General features: G+C 43.1%; 25 protein-coding genes. 11 read left to right on the top strand and 14 right to left on the bottom strand.

What is annotated here, in order from left to right; all coding sequences use genetic code 11:
* Window positions 1–69 precede the first annotated feature (69 nt).
* Both N667_RS0111350 and N667_RS19805 read left to right on the top strand, forming a co-directional pair.
* Window positions 70–972, top strand: coding sequence for a LysR family transcriptional regulator (locus N667_RS0111350; RefSeq protein ID WP_027409685.1), 903 nt, complete (start codon window positions 70–72; stop codon window positions 970–972).
* A 46-nt stretch (window positions 973–1018) separates the two neighbouring features.
* Window positions 1019–1180 carry a hypothetical protein gene (locus N667_RS19805; RefSeq protein ID WP_156936121.1) on the top strand — a complete coding sequence of 54 codons (162 nt, stop codon included), beginning with the start codon at window positions 1019–1021 and terminating at the stop codon, window positions 1178–1180.
* Between the two features lie 60 nt (window positions 1181–1240).
* Here the strand turns inward: N667_RS19805 and N667_RS0111340 are convergent, their stop codons facing one another.
* Entirely contained in the window at window positions 1241–2233 is a 993-nt protein-coding gene (locus tag N667_RS0111340; protein ID WP_027409684.1) for an NADPH:quinone oxidoreductase family protein, read from the bottom strand.
* Between the two features lie 227 nt (window positions 2234–2460).
* Window positions 2461–2751, bottom strand: coding sequence for a 4a-hydroxytetrahydrobiopterin dehydratase (locus N667_RS0111335; RefSeq protein WP_027409683.1), 291 nt, complete (start codon window positions 2749–2751; stop codon window positions 2461–2463).
* A 458-nt stretch (window positions 2752–3209) separates the two neighbouring features.
* Here N667_RS0111335 and N667_RS0111330 point away from each other — a divergent pair, with 458 nt between their 5' ends.
* Window positions 3210–4586: an amino acid permease gene (locus N667_RS0111330; RefSeq protein ID WP_027409682.1), complete on the top strand. Its 1377-nt coding sequence runs from the start codon at window positions 3210–3212 to the stop codon at window positions 4584–4586.
* A 143-nt stretch (window positions 4587–4729) separates the two neighbouring features.
* On the opposite strand, the gene N667_RS0111325 is transcribed toward N667_RS0111330, so the two are convergent.
* From N667_RS0111325 to N667_RS20335, 4 genes are all read right to left on the bottom strand, one after another.
* The gene (locus N667_RS0111325; RefSeq protein ID WP_027409681.1) at window positions 4730–6079 is read right to left on the bottom strand and encodes a GntP family permease; all 1350 of its coding nucleotides are present in this window, start codon (window positions 6077–6079) and stop codon (window positions 4730–4732) included.
* A 66-nt stretch (window positions 6080–6145) separates the two neighbouring features.
* Window positions 6146–7690 carry a gluconokinase gene (locus tag N667_RS0111320; protein ID WP_027409680.1) on the bottom strand — a complete coding sequence of 515 codons (1545 nt, stop codon included), beginning with the start codon at window positions 7688–7690 and terminating at the stop codon, window positions 6146–6148.
* A gap of 88 nt (window positions 7691–7778) precedes the next feature.
* Window positions 7779–8789, bottom strand: a complete 1011-nt coding sequence (locus N667_RS0111315) for a LacI family DNA-binding transcriptional regulator (protein ID WP_027409679.1) — start codon at window positions 8787–8789, stop codon at window positions 7779–7781.
* A 216-nt stretch (window positions 8790–9005) separates the two neighbouring features.
* Complete coding sequence (locus N667_RS20335) at window positions 9006–9134, bottom strand: hypothetical protein (protein WP_269528353.1); 129 nt, start codon at window positions 9132–9134, stop codon at window positions 9006–9008.
* Window positions 9135–9224: 90 nt separating this feature from the next.
* On the opposite strand from N667_RS20335, the gene N667_RS0111305 reads away from it, so the two are divergent.
* From N667_RS0111305 to N667_RS0111295, 3 genes are all read left to right on the top strand, one after another.
* Window positions 9225–10202 (top strand): LacI family DNA-binding transcriptional regulator, encoded by a 978-nt coding sequence (locus tag N667_RS0111305; protein WP_027409678.1) that lies wholly within the window; start codon window positions 9225–9227, stop codon window positions 10200–10202.
* A 286-nt stretch (window positions 10203–10488) separates the two neighbouring features.
* On the top strand, window positions 10489–11190 hold the full coding sequence (locus N667_RS0111300) for a DUF421 domain-containing protein (protein ID WP_027409677.1): 702 nt from the start codon (window positions 10489–10491) through the stop codon (window positions 11188–11190).
* A gap of 172 nt (window positions 11191–11362) precedes the next feature.
* Window positions 11363–11719, top strand: coding sequence for a hypothetical protein (locus tag N667_RS0111295; protein ID WP_027409676.1), 357 nt, complete (start codon window positions 11363–11365; stop codon window positions 11717–11719).
* Between the two features lie 17 nt (window positions 11720–11736).
* Here N667_RS0111295 and N667_RS20030 read toward each other — a convergent pair whose 3' ends face one another.
* Window positions 11737–11877, bottom strand: coding sequence for a hypothetical protein (locus N667_RS20030; RefSeq protein WP_198020542.1), 141 nt, complete (start codon window positions 11875–11877; stop codon window positions 11737–11739).
* Window positions 11878–11895: 18 nt separating this feature from the next.
* Window positions 11896–12213, bottom strand: coding sequence for a hypothetical protein (locus tag N667_RS0111285; RefSeq protein ID WP_027409675.1), 318 nt, complete (start codon window positions 12211–12213; stop codon window positions 11896–11898).
* Window positions 12214–12385: 172 nt separating this feature from the next.
* Between N667_RS0111285 and N667_RS0111280 the strand changes: the two genes are divergently transcribed.
* Complete coding sequence (locus tag N667_RS0111280; protein ID WP_027409674.1) at window positions 12386–12571, top strand: hypothetical protein; 186 nt, start codon at window positions 12386–12388, stop codon at window positions 12569–12571.
* A gap of 22 nt (window positions 12572–12593) precedes the next feature.
* A complete protein-coding gene (locus tag N667_RS0111275; RefSeq protein WP_027409673.1) occupies window positions 12594–12908 on the top strand; it encodes a spore coat protein in 315 nt (104 codons plus the stop codon).
* A gap of 138 nt (window positions 12909–13046) precedes the next feature.
* Here the strand turns inward: N667_RS0111275 and N667_RS0111270 are convergent, their stop codons facing one another.
* Window positions 13047–13895 (bottom strand): MBL fold metallo-hydrolase, encoded by an 849-nt coding sequence (locus tag N667_RS0111270; protein WP_027409672.1) that lies wholly within the window; start codon window positions 13893–13895, stop codon window positions 13047–13049.
* A gap of 153 nt (window positions 13896–14048) precedes the next feature.
* Window positions 14049–15233 carry an enhanced intracellular survival protein Eis gene (gene eis / locus N667_RS0111265; protein ID WP_051530035.1) on the bottom strand — a complete coding sequence of 395 codons (1185 nt, stop codon included), beginning with the start codon at window positions 15231–15233 and terminating at the stop codon, window positions 14049–14051.
* A gap of 152 nt (window positions 15234–15385) precedes the next feature.
* Here eis and N667_RS0111260 point away from each other — a divergent pair, with 152 nt between their 5' ends.
* A complete protein-coding gene (locus tag N667_RS0111260; protein ID WP_027409670.1) occupies window positions 15386–16504 on the top strand; it encodes an NAD(P)/FAD-dependent oxidoreductase in 1119 nt (372 codons plus the stop codon).
* A gap of 118 nt (window positions 16505–16622) precedes the next feature.
* On the opposite strand, the gene N667_RS0111255 is transcribed toward N667_RS0111260, so the two are convergent.
* The 3 genes from N667_RS0111255 to N667_RS0111245 all read right to left on the bottom strand — a co-directional run bounded on the left by N667_RS0111255 (window position 16623) and on the right by N667_RS0111245 (window position 19242).
* Entirely contained in the window at window positions 16623–17435 is an 813-nt protein-coding gene (locus tag N667_RS0111255; RefSeq protein WP_027409669.1) for a MerR family transcriptional regulator, read from the bottom strand.
* A gap of 171 nt (window positions 17436–17606) precedes the next feature.
* Window positions 17607–18602 carry a sugar kinase gene (locus N667_RS0111250; RefSeq protein WP_035098796.1) on the bottom strand — a complete coding sequence of 332 codons (996 nt, stop codon included), beginning with the start codon at window positions 18600–18602 and terminating at the stop codon, window positions 17607–17609.
* A complete protein-coding gene (locus N667_RS0111245) occupies window positions 18586–19242 on the bottom strand; it encodes a bifunctional 4-hydroxy-2-oxoglutarate aldolase/2-dehydro-3-deoxy-phosphogluconate aldolase (RefSeq protein ID WP_027409667.1) in 657 nt (218 codons plus the stop codon). The genes N667_RS0111250 and N667_RS0111245 overlap by 17 nt, the downstream gene beginning before the upstream one ends.
* Before the next feature lie 493 nt (window positions 19243–19735).
* On the opposite strand from N667_RS0111245, the gene N667_RS0111240 reads away from it, so the two are divergent.
* Window positions 19736–20182: a GNAT family N-acetyltransferase gene (locus tag N667_RS0111240; RefSeq protein ID WP_027409666.1), complete on the top strand. Its 447-nt coding sequence runs from the start codon at window positions 19736–19738 to the stop codon at window positions 20180–20182.
* 178 nt (window positions 20183–20360) lie between these two features.
* A complete protein-coding gene (locus tag N667_RS0111235; protein ID WP_027409665.1) occupies window positions 20361–21308 on the top strand; it encodes a RimK family alpha-L-glutamate ligase in 948 nt (315 codons plus the stop codon).
* 156 nt (window positions 21309–21464) lie between these two features.
* Here the strand turns inward: N667_RS0111235 and N667_RS0111230 are convergent, their stop codons facing one another.
* Window positions 21465–22679, bottom strand: coding sequence for an MFS transporter (locus tag N667_RS0111230; RefSeq protein ID WP_027409664.1), 1215 nt, complete (start codon window positions 22677–22679; stop codon window positions 21465–21467).
* Between the last annotated feature and the right edge of the window lie 301 nt (window positions 22680–22980).

Here is a 22980-nt window from a genome sequence, read left to right as displayed (position 1 = left end):
GATATAAACAATATATAATTAAGATTAAATCAATCTCATTTTGAGATTAATCAAAAGGAGGGGGTCCTCATGGAGCTCAGACAGCTAAAATATTTTGTAGAAGTAGCCAAGCGGGAGCACGTTTCTGAAGCGGCAGAAGTACTCCATGTCGCTCAATCAGCACTGAGCAGACAAATCGCTAATTTGGAAGCTGAACTTGGGGTGCAGCTGTTTGAGCGGGAAGGACGCAATGTAAAGCTTACACCGATCGGACGCCATTTTTTGCCACACGCCGAGACAGTGCTAAAGACTGTCGATTATGCCAAACAACAAATTGAAGAATATTTGGATCCTGAGCGAGGGACGATTAAAATCGGATTTCCGACAAGCTTAGCGAGCCATACCCTCCCGACTGTCGTATCAGCCTTTAAAGAACAACATCCGAACGTGTCATTCCATTTGCGCCAAGGATCTTACAAATATTTAATCGAAGCAGTAAAAAGGCGGGAAATCGATTTAGCCTTTCTCGGCCCTGTTCCAACAAATGAAAAAGGAATTAAAGGGGACATACTATTTACAGAGTCGTTTGCCGCTCTTCTCCCTAGTAACCACGCGCTTGCGCAGCGAGAAACTTTATTGCTAAACGATCTTCGCAATGAATCATTTGTAATGTTTCCGGATGGATTTATTCTTCATAAAATTGTTCGCGATGCATGTCATCAAGCGGGGTTTTCTCCGATTATTTCATCGGAGGGAGAAGATTTAGATGCGATTAAAGGACTCGTTGCCGCTGGCATCGGGGTTACGCTCCTGCCGGAGAGTACATTTTATGATACGATGCCGCGCTTCACAGTAAAAATTCCGATTCAAATGCCCGACGTCAAACGAAATGTAGGCATTATCCTTTCCGACCATCATGAACTGGCACCTTCTGTAAAAGTTTTTTATGAGTTTGCCAAACAATTTTTCTCGGTTTTAGTGCGCTATCAATAGTTTCGAAATCAAAAATATGGTAAAATATTAAAAAGGAGGGATTTAATTGGTCAATGCGGTGATCGGGATTCTCGTTTTATTGGCTGGTCTGTACATGATGACGCGATTTTTAGGAAGCTCGATTAGCTTAAAAAAGCGGGATAAACATAATCAAAACAATCCGATGGACGACTCGATTTACCCGTCGAATACCCCTAACAGCCAATGACACCAATCGCGTTTCTATCAGCACAAAAAGGGCCGCAGATGGCCCTTTTTTATCAGTTCGCTATGAAAGTTTAACAATCGTTCTGCCGCGCAGTTTTCCTTTTAATATATCTGATAGTGCCTGAGGGAGTTGTTCAAGGGTAATTTCTCGCGCGATCGATTCTAATAGCTGGTGCGGTTTCAAATCGTTCGCCATACGTTCCCAAACTTTTAGTCGCAGCTCCATTGGACAATAGACCGAATCGATGCCAAGCAAATTCACGCCGCGGAGAATAAAAGGAAATACGGATGTTGGGACATCTGTTCCTCCCGCTAACCCACTGACAGCCACCGAGCCGCCATACTGGATGCGGCTCAAAATCGTAGCAAGTGTTCTCCCGCCAACCGGGTCAATAGCCGCTGCCCAATATTGTTTATCTAGCGGGCGAATTTGTTCAAGGCAAACATCTTCCCTCGAAACAATTTCTTTTGCACCAAGGGCGCGCAAATATTCGTGCTCCTCTTGCTTGCCCGTGCTAGCTACAACGTCGTAGTTTCGCTTCGCTAGCATCGCTGTCGCCAAACTGCCTACCCCTCCTGTCGCCCCTGTCACAAGCACCTTTCCTTTTTCAGGGGAGAGCCCGTTCTCTTCTAGGCGGTGCACAGATAATGCAGCTGTAAGACCGGCTGTTCCTAACACCATCGCTTCCTTTAACGTCAACCCTTTAGGAAGCGGAACAATCCAATCGCTGCGAACGCGAGCATATTCGCTGTAACCGCCATAATGCGACACGCCGATTTCATAACTTGTGGCAATTACTTCATCGCCTTCTTTAAAACGTGAATCGCTAGAGGACACAACCGTCCCGGCAAGATCAATGCCTGGAATAAAAGGATATGTTTTTACAATTTTCCCATTTGGCGTACATGCTAGTCCATCTTTATAGTTGACGCTCGAGTAGGCGACTTTAATCAAAACATCGCCTTTCGGGAGGTCATCAATCTTCATTGTTTGTATATCCACAGTAAAGCCGGTTTCCGTTTTGTTAACGACTAATGCCTGGAATTCAGCCATACAATATCCCCCTTTACCTTTTTTAAACAATATTATGTCAAAAAAATTTTTTGTATGACAAGCAATGCTGCTATTAGTGGTGGTTTCGTAATAAACTCATTGCGTTTTTTTGGACTCGTCAAAATGACTGATATTTTCTTGAAATCGTTAGCCGCCAAAGAGCCCCTCGCCATCTTTCGTTCAACACAGCTCGTTTTTTATAACTGGACTAACAACGAAGCTAACAGTTATTTTTGCTCCTCATAAACTTCGTCGTATTTTTTAGCCAATTCAAAATCAAGATTTGTGAGTCCTTTGGCACGCCAAGATGAAAGCCTGATTGTAATCAGCTTGTAGTCAATCGAAATGAACGGATGGTGGTTTGCTTTTTCAGAGATCATAGCAATTTGTCGCACAAATTCAATCCCCTTCAAATAATCTTGAAAACGGTATTTTTTAGAGATCCACCGTTCATCAACAAGCTGCCAGCCTGGCACGCCTTGCAGCAACTGCTGTACTTCTTGATCGGTTAATCGCATGAGCGTTCCCCCCTAACATGCTTCAAAATACTTTGGCTCTATACACTAGAAAAACTATTTCCCTATAAAAATAGTGCGCTTCTTATAAAATTCACCAATAATCCCCTCTTCTCCTTCATTTCTTCCTACAATCAATTGTTTCAATATTCTTATTTTACTATAAATTCAAACATATAGTTGCTTACCCTTTATCTATAGAGATTTTGCCGATAATCTTGCTCTATTATCGCGAACACCCTATTGACAAATAAAAAAATACTATTATATTCTAAAAACATATTTTTTACTTAAACGCGTAAAAGCATAAAAGTATAAAAGCGTTTAAGTAATGAACCTCTCCCACCTACACTTCGCTTAGAGGCGGAAGACTTCTCGGGGGATACGTTAAAGTTTAGAAAAAGAATTTTAACCTATAACTACTGCGCTAACTTTTTATTCAACAGAAAGGAAGAAACACCATGGAAAAAGACCAGCAAGATTTAAAGAGAGGGCTATTGCCTAGACATGTCCAATTTATTGCTCTAGCTGGAATGATCGGAACAGGCATTTTTAAAGGAAGTTCCGATACGCTGACGATAGCGGGGCCTAGCGTTGTTTTTGCTTATTTATTAGGAGGGCTGCTGTTATTTATCGTCATGGCGGCATTGGCCGAAATGGCGATTGCCTACCCGAATTTAAATGTGCAGCATCTCGTATATAAAGCTTTCGGCTTTCATATATCCTTTATTGTCGGCTGGCTGTATTGGATCAATTGGACGATTGTTACTATTGTAGAAATTCTAGCAGCCGGGAGTTTCTTAAAATATTGGTTCCCGTCCGTGCCGCTGTGGCTTTTGAGCCTTTTTTGCACGATTTTGATCATCGCGGTGAACTTGTTTCAAGTAAAATATTATGGGGAAATCGAGTTTTGGTTTGCGGCTATTAAAATTTTTGCACTAGCCTCCTTCGTTATTTTAGGTTTTTCTATTTTAATAGGAGCTATTCCAAGCAACATCGGCGCTCCTTTCGCCAACTATATTAGCCACGGCGGATTTTTTCCGCATGGCGCAAAAGGGGTATTAAGTGCGCTTTTAGTAGTCATGTTTTCGTATGGCGGGGCTGAACTCATTGGTGTGGCTGTTACAGAAACGAAAAATGCACAGAACGTACTGCCAAAAGTGATCAAAGGAACGATGTGGAGAGTTATTCTTTTTTACATTCTTCCTATCCTTACCATATGCGGTCTCATGCCATGGAATCAAGTGACGGGAGAGGAAAGTCCGTTCGTCCAAGTGCTTCATATGACAGGATTGCCTGGAGCGGCGCATATTATGAATTTTATTCTTATTACAGCCGTTTTATCTGCCGCCAATTCCGGCATATACGCGACTTCAAGAATGCTATATTCAATGGCGCAGAGCGGGGAAGCTCCAAAAGGTTTATTAAAAACTACCAAACAAGGAATTCCTATAAACGGCATTATCATCGCTGCCCTATTTATATCAGTTGGAGTCTTTTTAGCTTATCTAACCCCGGATCAAGTGATCAGCTATTTAATGACGATTCCTGGTTGTACAGTTCTTTTACTGTGGATCAGTATTTGTTTAGCGCAATTAAAGCTTCGGTCTGCTTATAAAGAAATGCCTCTTTTCTATGTCAAATGGTTTCCATATACAACGATTTTAGCAGTTGTATCCTTGTTGACCATTTTCGTTTCTTTTCTATTTAATAAAAATAATATCATCGGCTCTGTTGTTTGCTTTGCCGCGGTAATACTGCTTGCGATCTTCTCGTTTGTGGCAAAAAAAGCAACGAAGCATGACAGCGATAAAAAAAGATCGGTTGCCAATTTCTAAAAGGGCAGCTGCACCTGTATATAAACTATAATAAAAGATTATAAGCAATAGAAAAGAGAGCCTATGGTGGCTCTCTTTCTGCATGTGCATAAATATTTGTGCTTTCGTCTCCCCAGAACAATTAAACAACGAATCTCCTAAACTTAAACGATTAGATTCAACAATGCAATGAATGCTAAAGCAACAACTGAAATGATCGTTTCCATTGCTGTCCATGTCATAAACGTTTCTTTTACCGTCATTCCAAAATATTCTTTAATCATCCAAAAGCCGGAGTCATTGACGTGGGATAAAATGAGCGAACCAGCTCCGGTAGCAAGCACAAGCAATTCCATGTTAGTGCCCGGAATGCTTGCGGCAATCGGCGCTACGATACCGGCTGCTGTCATCATTGCGACGGTGGCCGATCCTGTAGCAATCCGGATCAGCGCCGCAATGCCCCAGCCTAATAGTAATGGAGAAATATGCGAATGTTTTGCTAAATCGGCAATTTGCGTGCCAATTCCCGAATCAAGCAACACTTTATTGAACGCTCCGCCCGCGCCGATAACGAGCAAAATATTCGCTACGGGTCCCAAACAGTCATTGGCCAGCTTTAATACTTTATCGCGGTTAAATCCGCGCGCATATCCTAGACTAAAGAAAGAATAGATCGTTGCAATTAATAAAGCGACAACGGGATCGCCAATAAAGCGCATCACTTTCGCGGCCTCGCTCGCTTGATCCAGCGTCACATTAGCAACAGAAGCAATTAACATTAAAATGACTGGCAACAAAATCGTAAATAATGTATTCCAAAAGCCTGGAAGCTCTTTTGCCTCATTATGTTGAACGAGTTGCTCGGCGATTTCTGCCGGCACCTTCTTATGCAAACGGGTACCGATCCATTTTCCGAATAGAGGGCCCGCAATAACTGCTGTCGGCAGACCGACGATCAATGAATACAAAATGGTTAACCCAACATCCGCCTTGAAAATCCCCACTGCTGCCATCGCTGCTGGATGTGGAGGCACAAGCCCGTGCACAACCGACAACCCCGCGACAAGCGGAATGCCAATTGTTACAAGTGAAATACCCGTTTCCATTGCAATCGTAAACACAAGCGGAATTAATAATACAAACCCGACTTGGAAAAATACCGGAACGCCTACTAAAAATGCTACAATCATCATTGCCCAATGAACGCGCTTTTGACCAAAACGATGAATTAGCGTCTTGGCGATTCGTTCGGCTCCTCCTGATTCAGCCATCATTTTTCCGAGCATCGTTCCAAGAGCCAACACAATAGCCAGAAACCCAAGCGTGTTTCCAAGTCCCGCTTTAATCGAATCAATGATTCCAGGCGTTTCTGGAGAAGGCGCAATAAGTGGCATTCCCATCGCCAAACCGACACCGACAGCTGTTAAGATTAATGCAACAAATGGATGAAGCTTTGCGACCGTGATTAAAAGTAGCAATATAATAATTGCTAAAATAATAATTGTAATTCCCATCCCTTTGCCCTCCTGTTCAACTAAACCGATTTAGTTTTAGCGAAACAAACATTCAAGCGGTGGTTTTTATGAATATTTTCTTTGAAACGAAGCCATCACATCAAACTCATCCTTTAATCGGTGATACAATCTCTCATACATATAAAATAGTTCTAAATATAAAGATGTATGATTCTCATTTGGGATATGTCGCGACTTAATTTGTATCCACTGTTTGACCGTTTCAAACGATGGAAGCTCCCCTAACGCATAAAGGGCTAGCACCGCTGCTCCTAGAGCGGAAGCTTCATGTGTTTTTGGAACGAGCAGCTCTTTTCCCATCATATCGGCCAGCATTTGCCGCCAAAATCTCGATTTAGCAAACCCGCCAGACACGCGAATTTCCGATAGCGGCCCTGTTAAATCACGAATGGCTAAAGCGACAGAAAAGACGCTCATACAGACGCCTTCCATTACGGCGCGAATAAAATGTTCACGCTTATGGTGGAGACCTATGCCAAAAAACGTCCCTCTTGCATTCGCATTCCAATACGGTGCACGCTCTCCCGACAAGAATGGGAGAAATAATAATCCTTCTGAACCAGCTGGCACTTTCTCCGCATACTGAGTCAATAAATCATACGGGTCAATGCCAAGCTTTTTCGCAACTTCCCGTTCTTGGCTGCCAAACTCGTCACGCAGCCATCTTAAAAGAATCCCGCCATTGTTTGTCGGTCCGCCAATGACCCAATGCTGTTCTGTTAAAGCATAGCAAAACGTTCTCCCTCTCTCATCCGTTTTTGGCACGGAAGAAACCGTTCGCACAGCCCCGCTCGTTCCTATGGTAATCGCCGCTTCTTTCGCTGAAACAGCTCCTACCCCAATATTTGCTAGCACCCCATCGCTTGCCCCAACGATAACTGGAAGAGCTGGATCAACGCCCATTTGCTCCGCCCATTCTTTTTTCATTCCTTGCAGCACGTACGTTGTCGGAACCGGAACTGACAAGCGTTCCTTCGCAAGTCCAAGAAGACGTAATACATCATCATCCCAATCTAACGTCTCAAGATTGAATAATCCCGTTGCTGAGGCAATGGAGTAATCAACGATATATTGCGAGTATAATTGATCAATAACATATTCTTTAATGGATACAAATTTATGAGTCTTGTGAAACAGTTCTGGCATTTCCTCCTTCATCCAAAACAGCTTTGGAAGAGGAGACATCGGATGAATAGGCGTTCCTGTACGCTTATAAATCTCTAATCCATCCATCTCCTTTAAAAGCCGCTCCGATTGCTTAACGCTTCGATTGTCAGCCCAGATAATACAGCGTGTGAGAGGGCGTCCTGTTTCATCCAAAGCGATCAGCGAATGCATCGCTGCACTAAATCCTAGCGCTTTCACTTGCTTTGGCAAAAGGTTCGCTTTTCTTATGACAGCGTTTACACTTTTGACAACAGCGGAAAAAATGATGTCAGAATCCTGTTCTGCCCACCCAGGGTGCGGTTGCACGATCGGATAATCCATCGCATGTGATGAAATGACTTGACCGAATTCTCCGAATGCTACCGCTTTTGTGCTGGTTGTTCCTATATCAACTCCGATAACAACGTCTCTACTGCTATTCACGACCACTCTCTCCTCTTTTTAACATGGTGTTCTTACCTTGACAGGCAGGCAGCTTTTTCATAGCGCAAGCAACCATTTTTCAGATCCATTACTGTTGCTTAACAGAATCCCGTTTTATTAACGTCGGGGAAAACCGTAACACCTGATGCCTCCCTGCTTCTTTTTGCTCAATTTTCATAAACAGCCGTTCTGCCGCCTTTCTTCCCATTTCAAATGTCGGCTGCGCAATCGTCGTTAAGCGAGGGGTATAAATATTGGCGAAAGGAACATCGTCGATGCTAATAAGAGCTAAGTCGTCAGGGATATTGATGTTAGTTTCTTTCACAAAATTGAGCACTTCCGTGAGCGTTAAATCATTAATGGCAAATAACGCTTGCGGCGGATGGTCAGAGGAAAATAATCGGTTTAATTCTTCTTTAATGCGGGGAATTTCCGCCCCGATGATATATTCCTCAACAACCGGCAACCCTCTTTCCGTCATCGCCCGCTTAAACCCTTCGATTCGCTCAATCCGCGGAATGACATGCGATACAATCGGCGGCGTTACAATTCCAATCCGCTCGTAGCCCGAATCAACGAGGTGGTCAACAGCCAGCTTGGCGGCTTGATAGTTATCAAGAAGAACAGCATCCACCGGAAGATCGGGAACCATCCGGTCGACAAAGACAAGCGGAAATTGTTCCTCTGTCATCCTTTCATATAGTTCAACGTTTTTGCCCGTTGGAAAGACAATGAGTCCATCTACCTGCTTCGCTCTTAACATTTCAATATATTTTTTTTCTTTCTCCGGATTGTCATCTGTATTGCACACAATGACATGGAAGTCCCGTTCTTGACACACATCTTCAATCGCCCGAAGCACTTGTGTTGTTAACATATGCAAAATATTAAAAACAATGACTCCAATTGTGGCAGTCGATTTCTGTTTTAAACTTCGCGCGATAAAATTGGGGCGGTAGCCCAATTCCTCAATGGCTCTAGCAATGCGTTTTTTCGTTTCTTCGCTCATGTAATCATACCGTTTGTTCAAATATTGAGAAACGGTGCTCTTAGAAACATTGGCCAATTTGGCAACATCGGCCATCGTTACTTTTTGCAAGGATATCCCTACTTTCCATTACTAAATCGATTTAGTAAACAGCTAAAATGAGCTTTTTATAAACCGGTTTAGTTGGATTATACAATGATTGTAAGCGTTTTTACAACTATTTTTTTACATATTTCTTCCCCTCAAGCGGGATTGTAAATGGGCAAGGTTCCTATAAGAAACGTTCCCACAAAGGCTGGGAACGCTCGAAAAAACAAATGTAGTTATTCAATTACAGAAAAAATTTTCAAACGGGTCGTCAGGCTCCTGTTTTTGTTGCGGCGCCGCTTTTACAGCAAAATACGCCCCCGCTAATTCCACCGTGCATAAAACAATGTAGAATAAAAATCCTATCATCACGAATCACTCCTTTATGCTATTGTTAAAATGACAATAATTTATGAAATGCGTTTCAATGCAATAGTTTTTTAGAAAGAAGGCGGAATGATGGCGAACATTCGGGAAATTGCTAAGTTAGCGGGAGTTTCTGTCGCTACCGTATCGCGTGTATTAAATGATTATCCGTATGTAAAAGAGGAAAAGCGAAAAGCCGTATGGGAAGCCGTTGAAAAACTAAACTATACTAAAAATATTAATGCTGTTCATCTAGCTAAAGGAAGAACATACATTGTTGGTGTCATGCTGCCTTATGTCAATCACCCATACTTCAGTGCGATTGTCGAAGGCATTTCGGAGGAAGCGCTTCGTTGCGGATACCATCTTCTTCTATTTCAAACAAATTACGATGTACAAAAAGAGCTTGAAGCACTGGAAATGTTGCGAATGAAACAAGTCGATGGGCTTATTATTTGTTCGCGCACTATCAACTGGGAAACACTCGAAATGTATAAAGAAGATGGCCCGATTGTATTATGTGAGGATGCCAAAAATGATGACGTGCTATCCGTTTATATCGATCACTATGAAGCGTTTTTGCTTGGGATGAACTATTTAATCGGAAAAGGGCATCGAAAAATCGGGTACTGCATTGGGAGAACGACAGGGATCAATAGCCAAAACCGCCATGCTGCTTACAGCGATGCTCTGCGCAAAATCGATGAAACTCCAAGGGAAGACTGGATATTCGATCATTGTCTGGACATTGATGACGGAAAACGGGTGGTTAACGCACTGTGCTCTATGAAGGAAAGACCAACAGCGCTGCTTGTCTCAAGCGATCAAGTAGCTGCTGGAATAGTATTATGGGGGCAAAGCAAAGGGTTAAACGCGCCGGACGATCTTGCCCTAGTAAGCTTTGACAATCATCCAATTTCCGAAGCGCTTAGTATCACGACGATTGATTTGCCGCTTTTGCTGATGGGACAAAGAGCTTTTCAAATGGTACACAATTGTTTAATCACCGGAACTATGGCAGGACAAGCGGAGAAATTGCCCGTTCGTCTAGTTGAGAGGCGGTCGGTGTAGTCACGAAAAAGGAAAGACATTCAATATAAAATTTCATAAAAAGTCTGCATCATTTTTTCTCTCCCTGACTGAATAACACCCTGTTTTTATTTTCTAAAAACGGTGTTGTTCAGTCTTCTTTTATGGCTCCGGATAACGAAAAAGCTGTCAGTTTGCACCAGTAGTCTTTTTATCCTTATCTCAATGAAAAATCCAATGTCCAAGCCCAATGTTGCAACAGTATAATTCTCCTTATTTAGTAAAAAAATAAATGTGATAATTAGTACGGCTTGAAGGAGAACACCATATGGAAGACATTCTACACTCTGCGGTTAGGACAGTTATATCTTTCGTTTTGCTAATGCTTATCACCTTCTTCATCGGAAAGCAAGTAAACTCCCACAAAAACTACTTTAGCTTCGCTTTATCCATCACTTTAGGCTCATTTGTAGCCAATATGGGATTTGATGTAAATATAAATTTTTTGTCCATGCTCATTTCTTTTTTAACCCTCTGTCTTGTGTATTACTTAGTTTCTTTAATCTCCTTTAAGAATAGAACCCTTCGAAAATGGCTGTCCGGACAACCTACAGTCATTATTGATAAAGGGCACATATTAGAAGCAAATATGAAAAAATTAAGATATTCGTTAGACGATTTAAATCGGCAACTTCGTGAATTAGGGATATTTGATATCAAAGAGGTGGAATATGCACTATTGGAGGTTAGCGGCAACTTATCGGTTTTAAAGAAAAAACCATATCAAAATACGGTGAAAAGCGACCTAGACCAATCCCATCACCAACAGGCTAGTGTTCCTGTAGAAGTCATCATGGACGGGAAAATTCTTGATCAAAATTTAACGTTACAATACAACAAAAACTGGATTGAACAACAATTGTCTAAAAGAACATTAACGGTTGATCAAGTCTTTTACGGTGTGGTTGGAACGGATGGGCAATTATATGTGGATTTATATAACGATCATCTCCCCTCCTCCGGTAAATGATGCGAATAACCACGAAAACGACTGTGTGACAAACGAATGACATAAAAAGATAATAATGGGCAGGACAACCGAAAATAAAATCCATTTATTTACATACCGATGTATTTTAGTATATCTCGTCGTCCCCCAGGGCTATACTACGTATAAATAAAAATAAAACAAGGTGAGTCCGATGCTAGAATCTTGGAAAGAATTAATTAAACAGGCGGCGCACGCCTTTACGGATTGGTTGGAGCAAGAAAACCGGTCGTTTTACGATATCGCAAGCTTTATTCGCAGCCATCCTGACACTACGATCAAGAAGCAAACATGGCTTGGATTGACGTATCGCTTTTATTCGCTTCGCTTGAATCACGTTACACTTTCAATGGAAACGAAAAAAACCGCTAGAGAGGAGCATATTTTGTTCATCTCTGTAATCCCTAGTCATGCTGAACCAATTGTATACCGTTCCTATGACGAACAAAGCGACCTAAACACCATTGTCAAAGTTCCACCGCTCACAGAAAACGCCGCATCTATGCAATAGCAAGATGCGGCGTTTTTCTATCCTTTTATGCCTTGAAGCCATTCTTGGTAACATTCAGCACATAATGCTTTCTCTTGCTCTTCATTGGATGTATAAAAAGAAACATAATGCACTTGTTCATTACATTCAGACTGACAGTAAAAACAAGTTTCGTTCATGCGAGTCCCTCCCTGCCATTATTTTGGACAGGAGGGAACTTTCTTTTTCGAGTAAACTCTTCCCAAATTTATTGAGGTGATGTGATTGAGAGTAAGTAATCGATCGCCGCTTCCGTCGTAAAGGTATGGCGCAATCCAAGCAACTCGTGTGAGACTTGGCACTTTATAGCCGTCAGGAAAGCCTCGATGTGCAAACGCTAACCGAATTTGCTCTTTGTCTACATGCTTTGTCGGTACCTTTAATATTTCGGCGTTATTTCGTATAGGCACAGGTGTATTTGGGGCATATAAAACAGCTTCGCCAAATACTTTTTCAGTTTTCTTTGGCGCTTGCATCCGTGACGATCCAGTCCAGTGATTTTCGCTGAAATAATGTGATGATTTAATGCCCCTCTCCCATCTACACTTCGTTTCGAGGTGAAAGGCTTCTTGGCCAATATGTTAAAAAATTACATTCATACATATTCATGCGTTGTATACACTACTGTTCGGAAGGTGGTGAAAGACAATGCGAGCAACTGGAACACATGAAACATTAGAACTTCATGAACTTCTTGCATTTAAAAATGTATGCCTTGCGAAAAATACAGCCATGCAAGCGATGGCTACAGATCAACAGCTCCAATCATTAATCCGTCAAGATATTCAAAAAACTCAACAACACATCCGTGATTTGCAAACCCTTCTATCTTAAAAATGAAACGAGGTGATACACAATGCAAACAACAGCAACTACTTCACAAACATTAAATGATCAAATAATCGCAACTGACCTTTTAATTGGCGCAAAAAACGGCATTAAAAACTATGCAATGGCTATTACAGAAGCAGCTACACCAGAAGTGCGCAACACCCTCAAACAACATTTAAACGATGCCATTCAATTTCATGAACAAATTAGCCAATATATGATCAATAAAGGATACTACCATCCAACCAATGTTCAAGAACAATTGCGCGTAGACCTGCAAGCAGCGCAACAAGCGTTGCAAGCAAGCGGCATCCAACCACAAGGAAGCAACGCTCAATAACTTGCCGAAACGGAATTCGGCTTAGAGGCTGAATTCCGTTTTTCGTTCCTCACTTCTAAAAATATTCCGGCACAAAACCCTCTTGCGCCGCAGAAAAACAGGATTCGTCACTATAGCACGAATCCTGTTTTCATTTCATCAATGTACATATTTACCATAGTCAGGAAGTGCGATTCTGTCAAAATCTCGAGCGAGCTTTTCTAACCCTTTTTCTAGCTCTTCCCCTGATACAGGGGCCCCGTGGCCGGTGATTGCAACCGATGGACGGAGAGCGGCTAGCTTCCTGACAGATTCTCTTGCCGCATCCCAGTCAACGGTATAATAGCGCGGCGGGCCGGTAATCTCCGTTTGTTGCGTAAACACTTTATAAAGCGAATCTTGGCGGACGGTGACAAATGCATCCCCCGCGATCAGCGCGCGGTCGCTTTCACGAAATAATGACACGTGACCAGGAGCATGCCCAGGAGTATGAATCCAGCGAAAATCCGGCAATTCCGGAATGGTGCCATCGCTCGGCAACGGTCGAACATGATGTCCTAAGTCAATCGGTTCGTTCGGGAAAAGTGGCGATATTTTCGCTATCAATCCCCCTTCCACTGATGGATCAGGCTCTGGATAGCGCTCTTTTCCTGTTAAATAAGGCAGTTCTGCTTCATGGGCATAAACGGGAACATCCCAATGTTGCACAAGTTCAATAATCGCCCCCACATGGTCAAAATGACCGTGCGTTAAGACAATTGCTTTTGGACGGCTATGGGCGCCAAATCGCTTTTCAGAAACAGCGATGATGTCATCGGCTGTTTTCGGCATTCCGGCATCAATGAGGACGAATTCACCCGTTGCCGGTCTACCAACAAAACAAATATTGACAATTTGAATCGTATAGCAATATAAATCCGGCAACACATCGACGCCGATTCCGCTCGCAATCGAAGTGGCCGGAATCAATCGATAATCGCCGCCATAATGCAATTCTTCTTTCGACATTTCACTCCCTCCTTCAATGATACTATTCCACGTTTTATGCCTGCTATTCTAATGGCTCTCTGAAAAACGCCGATAGGTTCAATACGAGTCAACACTGATGAACCTCTCCCACCTACACTTCGCTTAGAGGTGGGAGACTTCTCGGGGGATACGTTAAAAGAAATCGGCTATAAACGTCGTTCCTGCCGGAATCATCCTCTCAAGCTGTTCAACTTCTTTTTCGCTTCCTTTTAATTTCCCGATTTTGTAAAATGTAAGCGGCCGTTCGTATCCTAACAATAGCGCGGCCGCCGTATTAATATCGAGCTGAAGCCCGCGTTTTGGCGGGTGCATACAAGAAGTATGTTCTTTTTCTTTGCGAAATACAGTTATTCCATTTTCGCTGATTTGATAAATTCCTGAATTCCATTCAGCAAACGCATCGTGCACGTGCAAAAAGAGCGTTCCCGCAAGCTCAGCAAATGGATATGCTTTTAAGAAATTTTCTAAATCGACAATCCTTGCCATAAAATACGGAACGATTTCTTGGGTAATTCTCGGTTCTTGAAGTAGATAGGGAAGCGGATCATCTATTGATGTTTCAACCGTCACTCGATCGGCCATCGAGTCGTGCTGGCAAATAAAATTCCACAACCCCCTTGTCGCCTCCTCATGAAGAGCGACCATTTCATTTACTTTCATATAGCGATCCTTTATTTCATACAGCAAATAACCTGCTAGTTCGTTTTGTTCATCCCTATAGGCAACCGCGTGCGTTTCTTGTTTTACAACAAAATGCTCCCACCAAAAAGGCCAACGTTTTAAACCGCCATTATAGCGCCGAATATATGACTCGTACATCGGCTGCAGCTTTTGAGGAACGTGCTCGGGCAATATGCGCTCTATTCTTCCCTTCGCAAACGGTTGCAATGGTATTAGATGGCGGTTTTCAATCGTTAATTTTTTGTAAGAAGCAAACAACTCCCAGCCGAACTTCCGGTAAAAATGGAATTGAAACGGGTACAAAAATGACAGCCATTCCCCCTTTTCTTTCATTCGCTCTAACGATGCTTTCAACAAATTAGCCACTTTTCCTTTTCGCCGATACTCTGGCCACGTCGCCACTCCCGCCACGCCGCTCATGCGGAACTCTTGTCCATGAATAAAAACGGTGAAAGGAAGAAGATGTGCTTTGGCGGCAAGCTGACCATTTTCAAAATCTCCTAATATCTCTTGTCTGTTCATCCATTGTTTTCGAATTTCTTTTTGTTGTTCCGTTAGCTTATATTGAAAAGCATATTCCGATAAACGAAAAGCCTCCTCATAATCTTCCTCGCTCAATAAGCGCATGTTCGACATACAGCTCCCCCTTTATGTAAAATCTCTTTTTCATTCTTCTTTTCCTAGAAAAATCCTTCTAAAAACCACCAACTATTTAAGCGATTGTGCGGAAACTGCTCCATATATGGTATGCTATTCATGGCAAATACAAGTAGAAAAAGGTGTTAGTTATGAACTCATACATCGTCATTGGTGCCGGCATTTTAGGCGCATCAACTGCGTATCACTTGGCAAAGGAAGGAGCGGCGGTTACGCTTATCGACAGAGGGGATAAAGGGCAAGCCACCGATGCGGCGGCAGGCATTGTGTGCCCGTGGGTATCCCAGCGCCGCAACAAAATTTGGTACCGCTTAGCAAAAGGCGGCGCAAAATTTTATCCTTCTCTCATCGAAGAACTGCAATCATATGGAGAAACGGAAACAGGCTATGAACGAGTAGGGGCGATCTGCCTTCATATGGATGAAGAAAAGCTCGCAAAGATCGAGGAACGTGCGCGACAGCGACGGGAGGAAGCACCGGAAATGGGAGACATCATCCGGCTGTCACCAGAAAAAACAAAAGCGCTATTCCCGCCGCTAGCAGAGGAATACAGCTCCATCTATGTAAGCGGAGCAGCGCGCGTTAACGGAAGAGCCCTGCGCGATTCTTTAATTCGGGTAGCCCAGAAGCTAGGAGCCGTCTATATAAAGGGTAATGCTCAACTCGTTCACGAAAGTTCACACGTCACAGGTGTTGAAGTCGCCGGAATGCGCTATACAGCGGATGCGGTCATCGCAACAGCGGGTGCGTGGTCTAAAGAACTGCTGTTGCCGCTCGGCATCGAATTTTTGGTCACGCCGCAACGGGCACAAATTGTCCATCTCGAAAGGCCGCAACAAGATACAGATCACTGGCCGGTCGTGATGCCACCTAACAATCAATACTTGCTTGCTTTTCCAGAGGGGCGGGTCGTTGTCGGAGCGACCCATGAAGATGAAGTTGGCTTTGACTGCCGGGTGACGGCAGGCGGATTGCATGAAGTATTAAATAAAGCTTTAACAGTAGCACCAGGGCTATCGGAGTGCACACATGTCGAAACAAGAGTCGGATTTCGCCCCTATACCCCAGGGTTCCTTCCTGTCTTTGGAGCGCTTCCCGGCTTTACCGGCATTTATGTGGCCAACGGCTTAGGGGCATCCGGGCTAACAGCTGGCCCTTATTTAGGATGTGAACTCGCCAAACTCGTCCTTGGACAACCAACCGAATTAGATCCTTTTGATTACGATGTAGCCGGTGCGATAAAAAAATAGAAGAGCGCGGTTAAAGCCTCCGCGCTCTCTAATCTAACCGATGGAAACACACAAGCTTTTTACAAATATGAACCTTCCCCACCTACACTCGGTTTAGAGATGAGGGACTTCTCAATTATCATTTAGAAATAGGAATTTGGATTTCCGTGACATGCTGTTTGGGATCTAAGGTGGATAAATACCCTTCAATATGCCACTCTCTTACTGGGCCGACGATGGCATAGCCATTTTTTTCAATCCACTGCTGAATCGCTGCATAGGCATTTTCCGCTTCATCATCCCCTTTGTAAATGACACACGCCATTTCCTCGACCGCTTCTAAAATTCTTGTTTGAATCCTTTCCGTCTCCGGTATATCGTGCTCAATAGGAAACGCCACCTCCAATTCAATGGTGTCTTCATTCGCACTCGATGAATGATAAATGGCAATCGGAAACGTTAGCTTGACCTTGTGAAGCAACAAGTAATCAATAAGTTCTTTCCATAATTCAGGCTGCTTGTCTAGCGCTTCGACCTTTTCCTTTATAGACACGATTTGAATAGGATCGCATTTTTTGATTAAAACATCGTAGTTTAATACGCTCTTATCCGTTTCTCTCTGCAATTTGTTTATTAATGTTTCTAAATGGAGCAGCTTTTCTGTTTGCTTTGTTATGTTCTGCTTTATTTCCGAAGCTTTGCGGTTTAACATGTCGATCACAATTTTTGACGTGATATCATCGTCAATAATATGTTTAATGTCGTCTAACGAAAAATCTAATTCTTTCAACGCTAAAATCCGATGCAGCCTTTTCGTTTGTTGAGCTGAATAAAAACGATAGCCTGTCTGCGCATCCACTTTGATCGGCTTTAACAGGCCAATTTCATCATAATAGCGCAAAGTTTGGACCGACACTTTATTTAACTTGGCAAATTCCCCTATTTTGAACATAGCCATCTTCCTCCTTCATGAACTTACTCACATCATAAAACCTCCTGTAACGATAGAGTCAATTCCTTAGCGATAATTTTGTTGCTATTTCCTCATTGTTGATTTTTTCCTTCGCTGTTGCTTCACAAAAATAAAAGCGGAAGATTTTTACGCATCTTCCGCCGTTTCTTTTTATCTTTTGATCATTTCCTGTCCCTCTATATATTGTTCCACTTCACGAATGGAAGGCAGCCCTTCCCAGTCTCCTTTAAATTGTGTAGCTAGGGCGCCTAATAAATTGGCTTGCTTTAATGCTTGGGGCAAACGTTTTTTTAAAACGTGCGCACTAAGCGGTTCGCCTTCATCTAACAACGCAGACAGCAAACCGGCAGCAAACGCATCTCCGGCTCCTATCGTATCAACAACCTTATCAAGGCGAAAAGCAGGAGCTTGGACCGCTTCATTTTGATAAAAGCCGATAGCCCCCTCTTGTCCAAGCTTCACTACAACAAGTTGAGGCCCCATTTGTAAAAACTGTCTTCCATACTCTGCGATCGGTTGCTCGCCAATTAAAAATTTTGCTTCTTCTAATCCAGGCAAAAAAATATCGCACAACGGGATCAGCGACGATAAAACGCGCCGCGCCTGCTCTTCGCTCCATAGCTTTCGGCGTAAGTTCGGGTCAAATGAGACGGTTAATCCGTTTGCTTTCGCTTGCTCCATCACTTTTTTTATAAAATCCGCCGTCCGCTCGCCTAGTGCAGGCGTAATTCCGGTTACATGCAAATGGCGAGCGTTGGCAAACCACTCAGATTGTATATCTTCTTCTGAAAATTTGCTTGCTGCTGAATACTTTCTATAGTAGTACACCGTTGGATCGCCATAGCCTTTAAATTCTTTAAAATAAATGGCGGTCGGCGCCTTTTCATCACGAATGACGCAAGAGACATCGACTCCCTCCCCGGCAAGCGTGCTCACAATGAAGTCGCCGAACGGATCGCAGCCAACACGGCTGATCCATCTTACTTTTTTACCGAGCCGCGTAAGTCCAATAGCCACATTCGATTCAGCCCCTGCCATCGATTTAGTAAATAAAGGAGAGTACCTTAAGGAGCCGTCTGCCATTGGTTGAAAGAGAATCATACTTTCCCCAATTGTCACTACATCGACGTTATTGTTTTGCTGCATAGCCGCCAACCCCTTTAGCAAGCTCAACAAACATACCTGCCCGCTTTGTGAGTTCATCGTAGTTTTTTTGTTGCACAAGCTGTTTGTCGACTAAATTTCCTCCTAATCCGACGGCAATGGCGCCATTGTTTAATATTGGCACTATATTTTCTGTATTGACTCCTCCTGTTGCAATCATCTCAATGAAATGAAGAGGGGCTTTTACCTCTTTAATATAGTTCACTCCTAAAGACCCGATCGGGAACACTTTCACAGCGCTTGCTCCTAGCTCGTATGCCCTGTACATCTCTGAAGGTGTCATCGTACCAGGCCATACGTCGATCCCTTGCTCGACACAATAAGTGACAACTTGTTCATTTAGATTAGGAGAAATAATATATTGCGCTCCTGCCTGTATAGCTTCTTTAGCCATCTCTAGATTTAACACCGTTCCAGCGCCGATATAAAGACGGTTTTCATATGTTTCTCTTAGCTGGGAAATGGCTGATAACGCCCCTTCCGTATTCATTGTGATTTCTAAAAATTTAATTCCTCCTGACCATAAAGCCTCGGCAATCGGTTGTATGGAATCTTGTGAAACTCCTCTAATGATCGCGATGATTTTTTCCTCTTTCAATAATGGGAGTAAACGAGAAGTCATCGGTATACCTCCTCCATTCTAATAGTTTATTAATGTAACCCTTTTTTCAAACTATTCAAATAAAAACAGAGAGAGTTAGCTTATTTTTACTATCTTAACAACCTTCAGCTTATTTCTAGCCATGTTTCGTCTACACTACATTTCCCCCGGCACACCCTACTTACTGTTCAGATACGCATCGCCAGAGCACGCTTCGTTATATAATCCGCATCAGGCGGCTCCCACTATCCCTGACTCGCTGGTCTTTCTTATATAACTACTCTCTTTTTATTGATTTTATCATATTTTTTACAATTATAGGGAGATTGTTGGAATAATCAAGCATTAATGGAATTTCTCTTACTGCAGTAATACACAATAATTGGATATGATCAATATGTCCATGAAATTCTCGCACCTCACTTCGTTTCGTTTAGAGTTGGGAGGCTTCTCGGCGGATATGCTAAATAACGAATTTATAGTAAAATGTAGACGATATAGGAGGTTGATTTTTTTGGAATTTCGCATTATTCATGCCATACCGAACGATGACATCATGGAAGGGATTTTACAGCTGCATGAACGCATTTTTCAAGATTCGAGTTCACTTATAGAACGAATGAAAACAAAGGCAAATTTGCTTACGATCATCGCGCTCGATCAAGGAAAAATCGTTGGCTTTAAGATGGGCTATGAGTTTGATCCTAGAAAGTTTTATAGCTGGCTCGGCGGCGTCGACGAGATGTACCGCCATCAAGGCATTGCGTCCAAGCTAATGGAAATGCAACACAACTATTTGCGAGAACACGGCTACCGCATCGTGCAAACAAAAACAAAAAATAAATGGCGGGCGATGCTGATCCTGAATATTAAGCATGGCTTCGATATCATTGGAACGTATACCGACGAAAAAGGTGAACCGAAAATTATTCTTGAAAAAAATTTGCTAGTGACAAATTGAAGAAAGCGCTTCATTTTGCTAGATTAGTATGAGGAACATGAAAATATAGATGACTATGCATATATGAAAAGAAGGTCATCCATAGCCGCAAACCGGGGACGATTAGCTTCAACCTTGGTCAACATCTACATACAGATAGATTGTTTGATGCGGAATTTTTCAGAAGGAGGAACCAAAATTGAGCAAAATTTATATCATCCATGAAAACAGCGAATGGACCATTCATTTAACAAAGCGCTTAGAAGAATTAAACTTGCCTTATGAAGAATGGTTTTTAGACGAGGGGATTGTCGATTTAACGCAGGCGCCGCCGGAAGGAATATTTTATAATCGCATGAGCGCTTCTTCCCATACTCGCGGCCATCGCTTCGCCCCGGAATTGACGGAGGCGGTGCTCGCTTGGCTCGAGCGCCACGGACGGAAAGTGTTCAACGGAAGCCGGGCGCTTCGCTTAGAAGTAAGCAAAGTGAATCAATATATGGCATTAAATGCACATGGCATTCGCACACCGAAAACGATTGCTGCAGTGGGCAAAAAGCAAATTGTCGAAGCGGCGAAACAGCTCGGATGCCCGTCCTTTATCACAAAACATAACCGCGCCGGAAAAGGTCTCGGCGTGCAGCTGTTTCACTCGATTGAGACGCTTCAGCAATATGTGGAAAGCGGCGCTTTTGAAGACTCGGTCGACGGCATTACGCTTGTTCAGGAATATATACAAGCTCCAGAGCCGTTTATTACCCGTTGTGAATTCGTCGGCGGAAAATTTGTGTACGCCGTGAGGGTCGACACTTCGCAAGGGTTCGAACTATGCCCAGCTGATGCTTGCCAAATCGGTGATTTATTCTGTCCGGTTGGCGAAACAACGACACGTCCGAAATTTGAAATTATTGAAGGCTTCGCGGATCCAATCATCGAGAAATACGAGCAATTTTTGCGGGCCAATGACATTCATATCGCTGGCATTGAGTTTATCCGCGACCGAAACGGCGATATTTTTACGTATGACGTCAATACGAATACGAACTACAACTCGGAAGCCGAAACGCGCGCCGGAACATTTGGCATGCTTGAAATTGCCAAATTTTTCGGCGAAGAATTAAAACAATTAGCAGAAACGGCTCGCTAAACCAAAATCGGTATTTTCCTCATTGTGAACTATATATTCGTACCCAACAATAAACAGCCGCCCCTTTTCGTAAGGGAGCGGCTGTTTGCCATCACTGGACCAATCTTATTATTCAACTAGAATACGAATGCGTCCTTACAAGCTCTAGTCATCTTCCTAAACGTTCGCAACAGAACGCCGATCTTTCGGCAGCCAAAACGTGAGCACACCCAATAACGGAAGAAAACTGCACATCGTCATCAGCGATTTCAATGAGTAGAGGTCGGCAATTTTTCCAAGCACGACCGCACCGAGCGCCCCCATGCCGAACGCAAGCCCCACAATGAGCCCGGAAGCCATGCCGACATTTCCAGGCAACAGTTCTTGCGCATACACAACAAATGTTGCGAAGCTTAACGATAAAATAAATCCGGCAATAAATACGATAGGTAATACCCAGCCAAGCGGAAGGTACGGAAGAATTAGCGCAAACGGAGCCGTGCCGAGCGTCGAAAACAAAATTAAATTTCTCTTTCCAAAACGGTCGGCAATCGGACCGCCAGCAAATGTTCCAATGGCTCCTGCAATCATAAAAACAAATAAATAGAGCTGCGCTTCGCGGATGGAAATGTGATAATGCTCAATCAAATAAAATTGATAATAGTTCGAGATGCCTGCTGAATACCATGAACGGGCAAATACTAAAAAGATTAATAGGGATAAAGCAAAAATAAGCCGGTTTTTCCCTTTTTGATCTGCTTGCGTCCCGCCCTTTTGTTTGCGGGCGCGCGCCCCTTGTTCTAGTTTGTTTGAATACCATCTGGACACGCGAGACAACAAAATAATTCCAGCCAGAGCTATCACTGTAAACCAACTAGCGCCTTTTTGTCCGAACGGAACGAAAACAAGCGCTGTAAAAACGGGTGCGAGGGCATTTCCTGTATTGCCGCCGACTTGATAAATCGATTGGGCAAACCCCCGTCTCGCTCCTGCCGCAAAATAAACAACTCGCGCCCCTTCCGGATGGAATACCGCCGACCCAAGCCCGACAAGCAGCACGGACAACAGGACAAAAAGAAAATTCGGCGCAAACGCCAAGCCAACCATGCCAATCAAACTTGCCGCCATCCCAAGCGGCAAAAAGTACGGGGAAGGACGCCGATCAGTAAACAATCCAACAACCGGCTGCAAAACCGATGATGTCATATTTAACGTAAAAGCAATCCAACCAATTTGCGTATACGACAAGTTCATTGATGATTCCAAAATCGGATACAGTGCGGGAATCACTGCCTGCATCGAATCATTTAATAAATGACCGATGCTAATCGCAATTAAAATCGGATAAACTGTCTTATGTATGCCCGCCACTTGCTGAACATTCGCTTGCATGCTGTTTCTCTCCCTAGATATAGTTTACGAGTTTCATTATAAACCTTTTTTTGGATATTGCAATTTTTTCGTTTTCTGCCATCAACCCATGAGTGGCGGACTATTTGTATCTGGTTTCTTTTAAGGAGGTTCATTTTATCAATCTGCCCCCTTGTCCGCGTGAGACGGTGTAACAAATTTCCTTTAATAAGTTAACATAATAAAATCTATGTAAAATAGATAACGAGTACCTATAAATACGGCTATATTTGTACGTATTTTGCTTGTGTAATGAAGACATTACCGAGGAGCAAGGTCATAT

The sequence above is a fragment of the Anoxybacillus tepidamans PS2 genome (genome assembly GCF_000620165.1).
In the GTDB taxonomy this organism is placed as follows: Bacteria; Bacillota; Bacilli; order Bacillales; family Anoxybacillaceae; genus Anoxybacteroides; species Anoxybacteroides tepidamans_A.
This window is presented reverse-complemented; position numbering and strand designations above follow the sequence as displayed.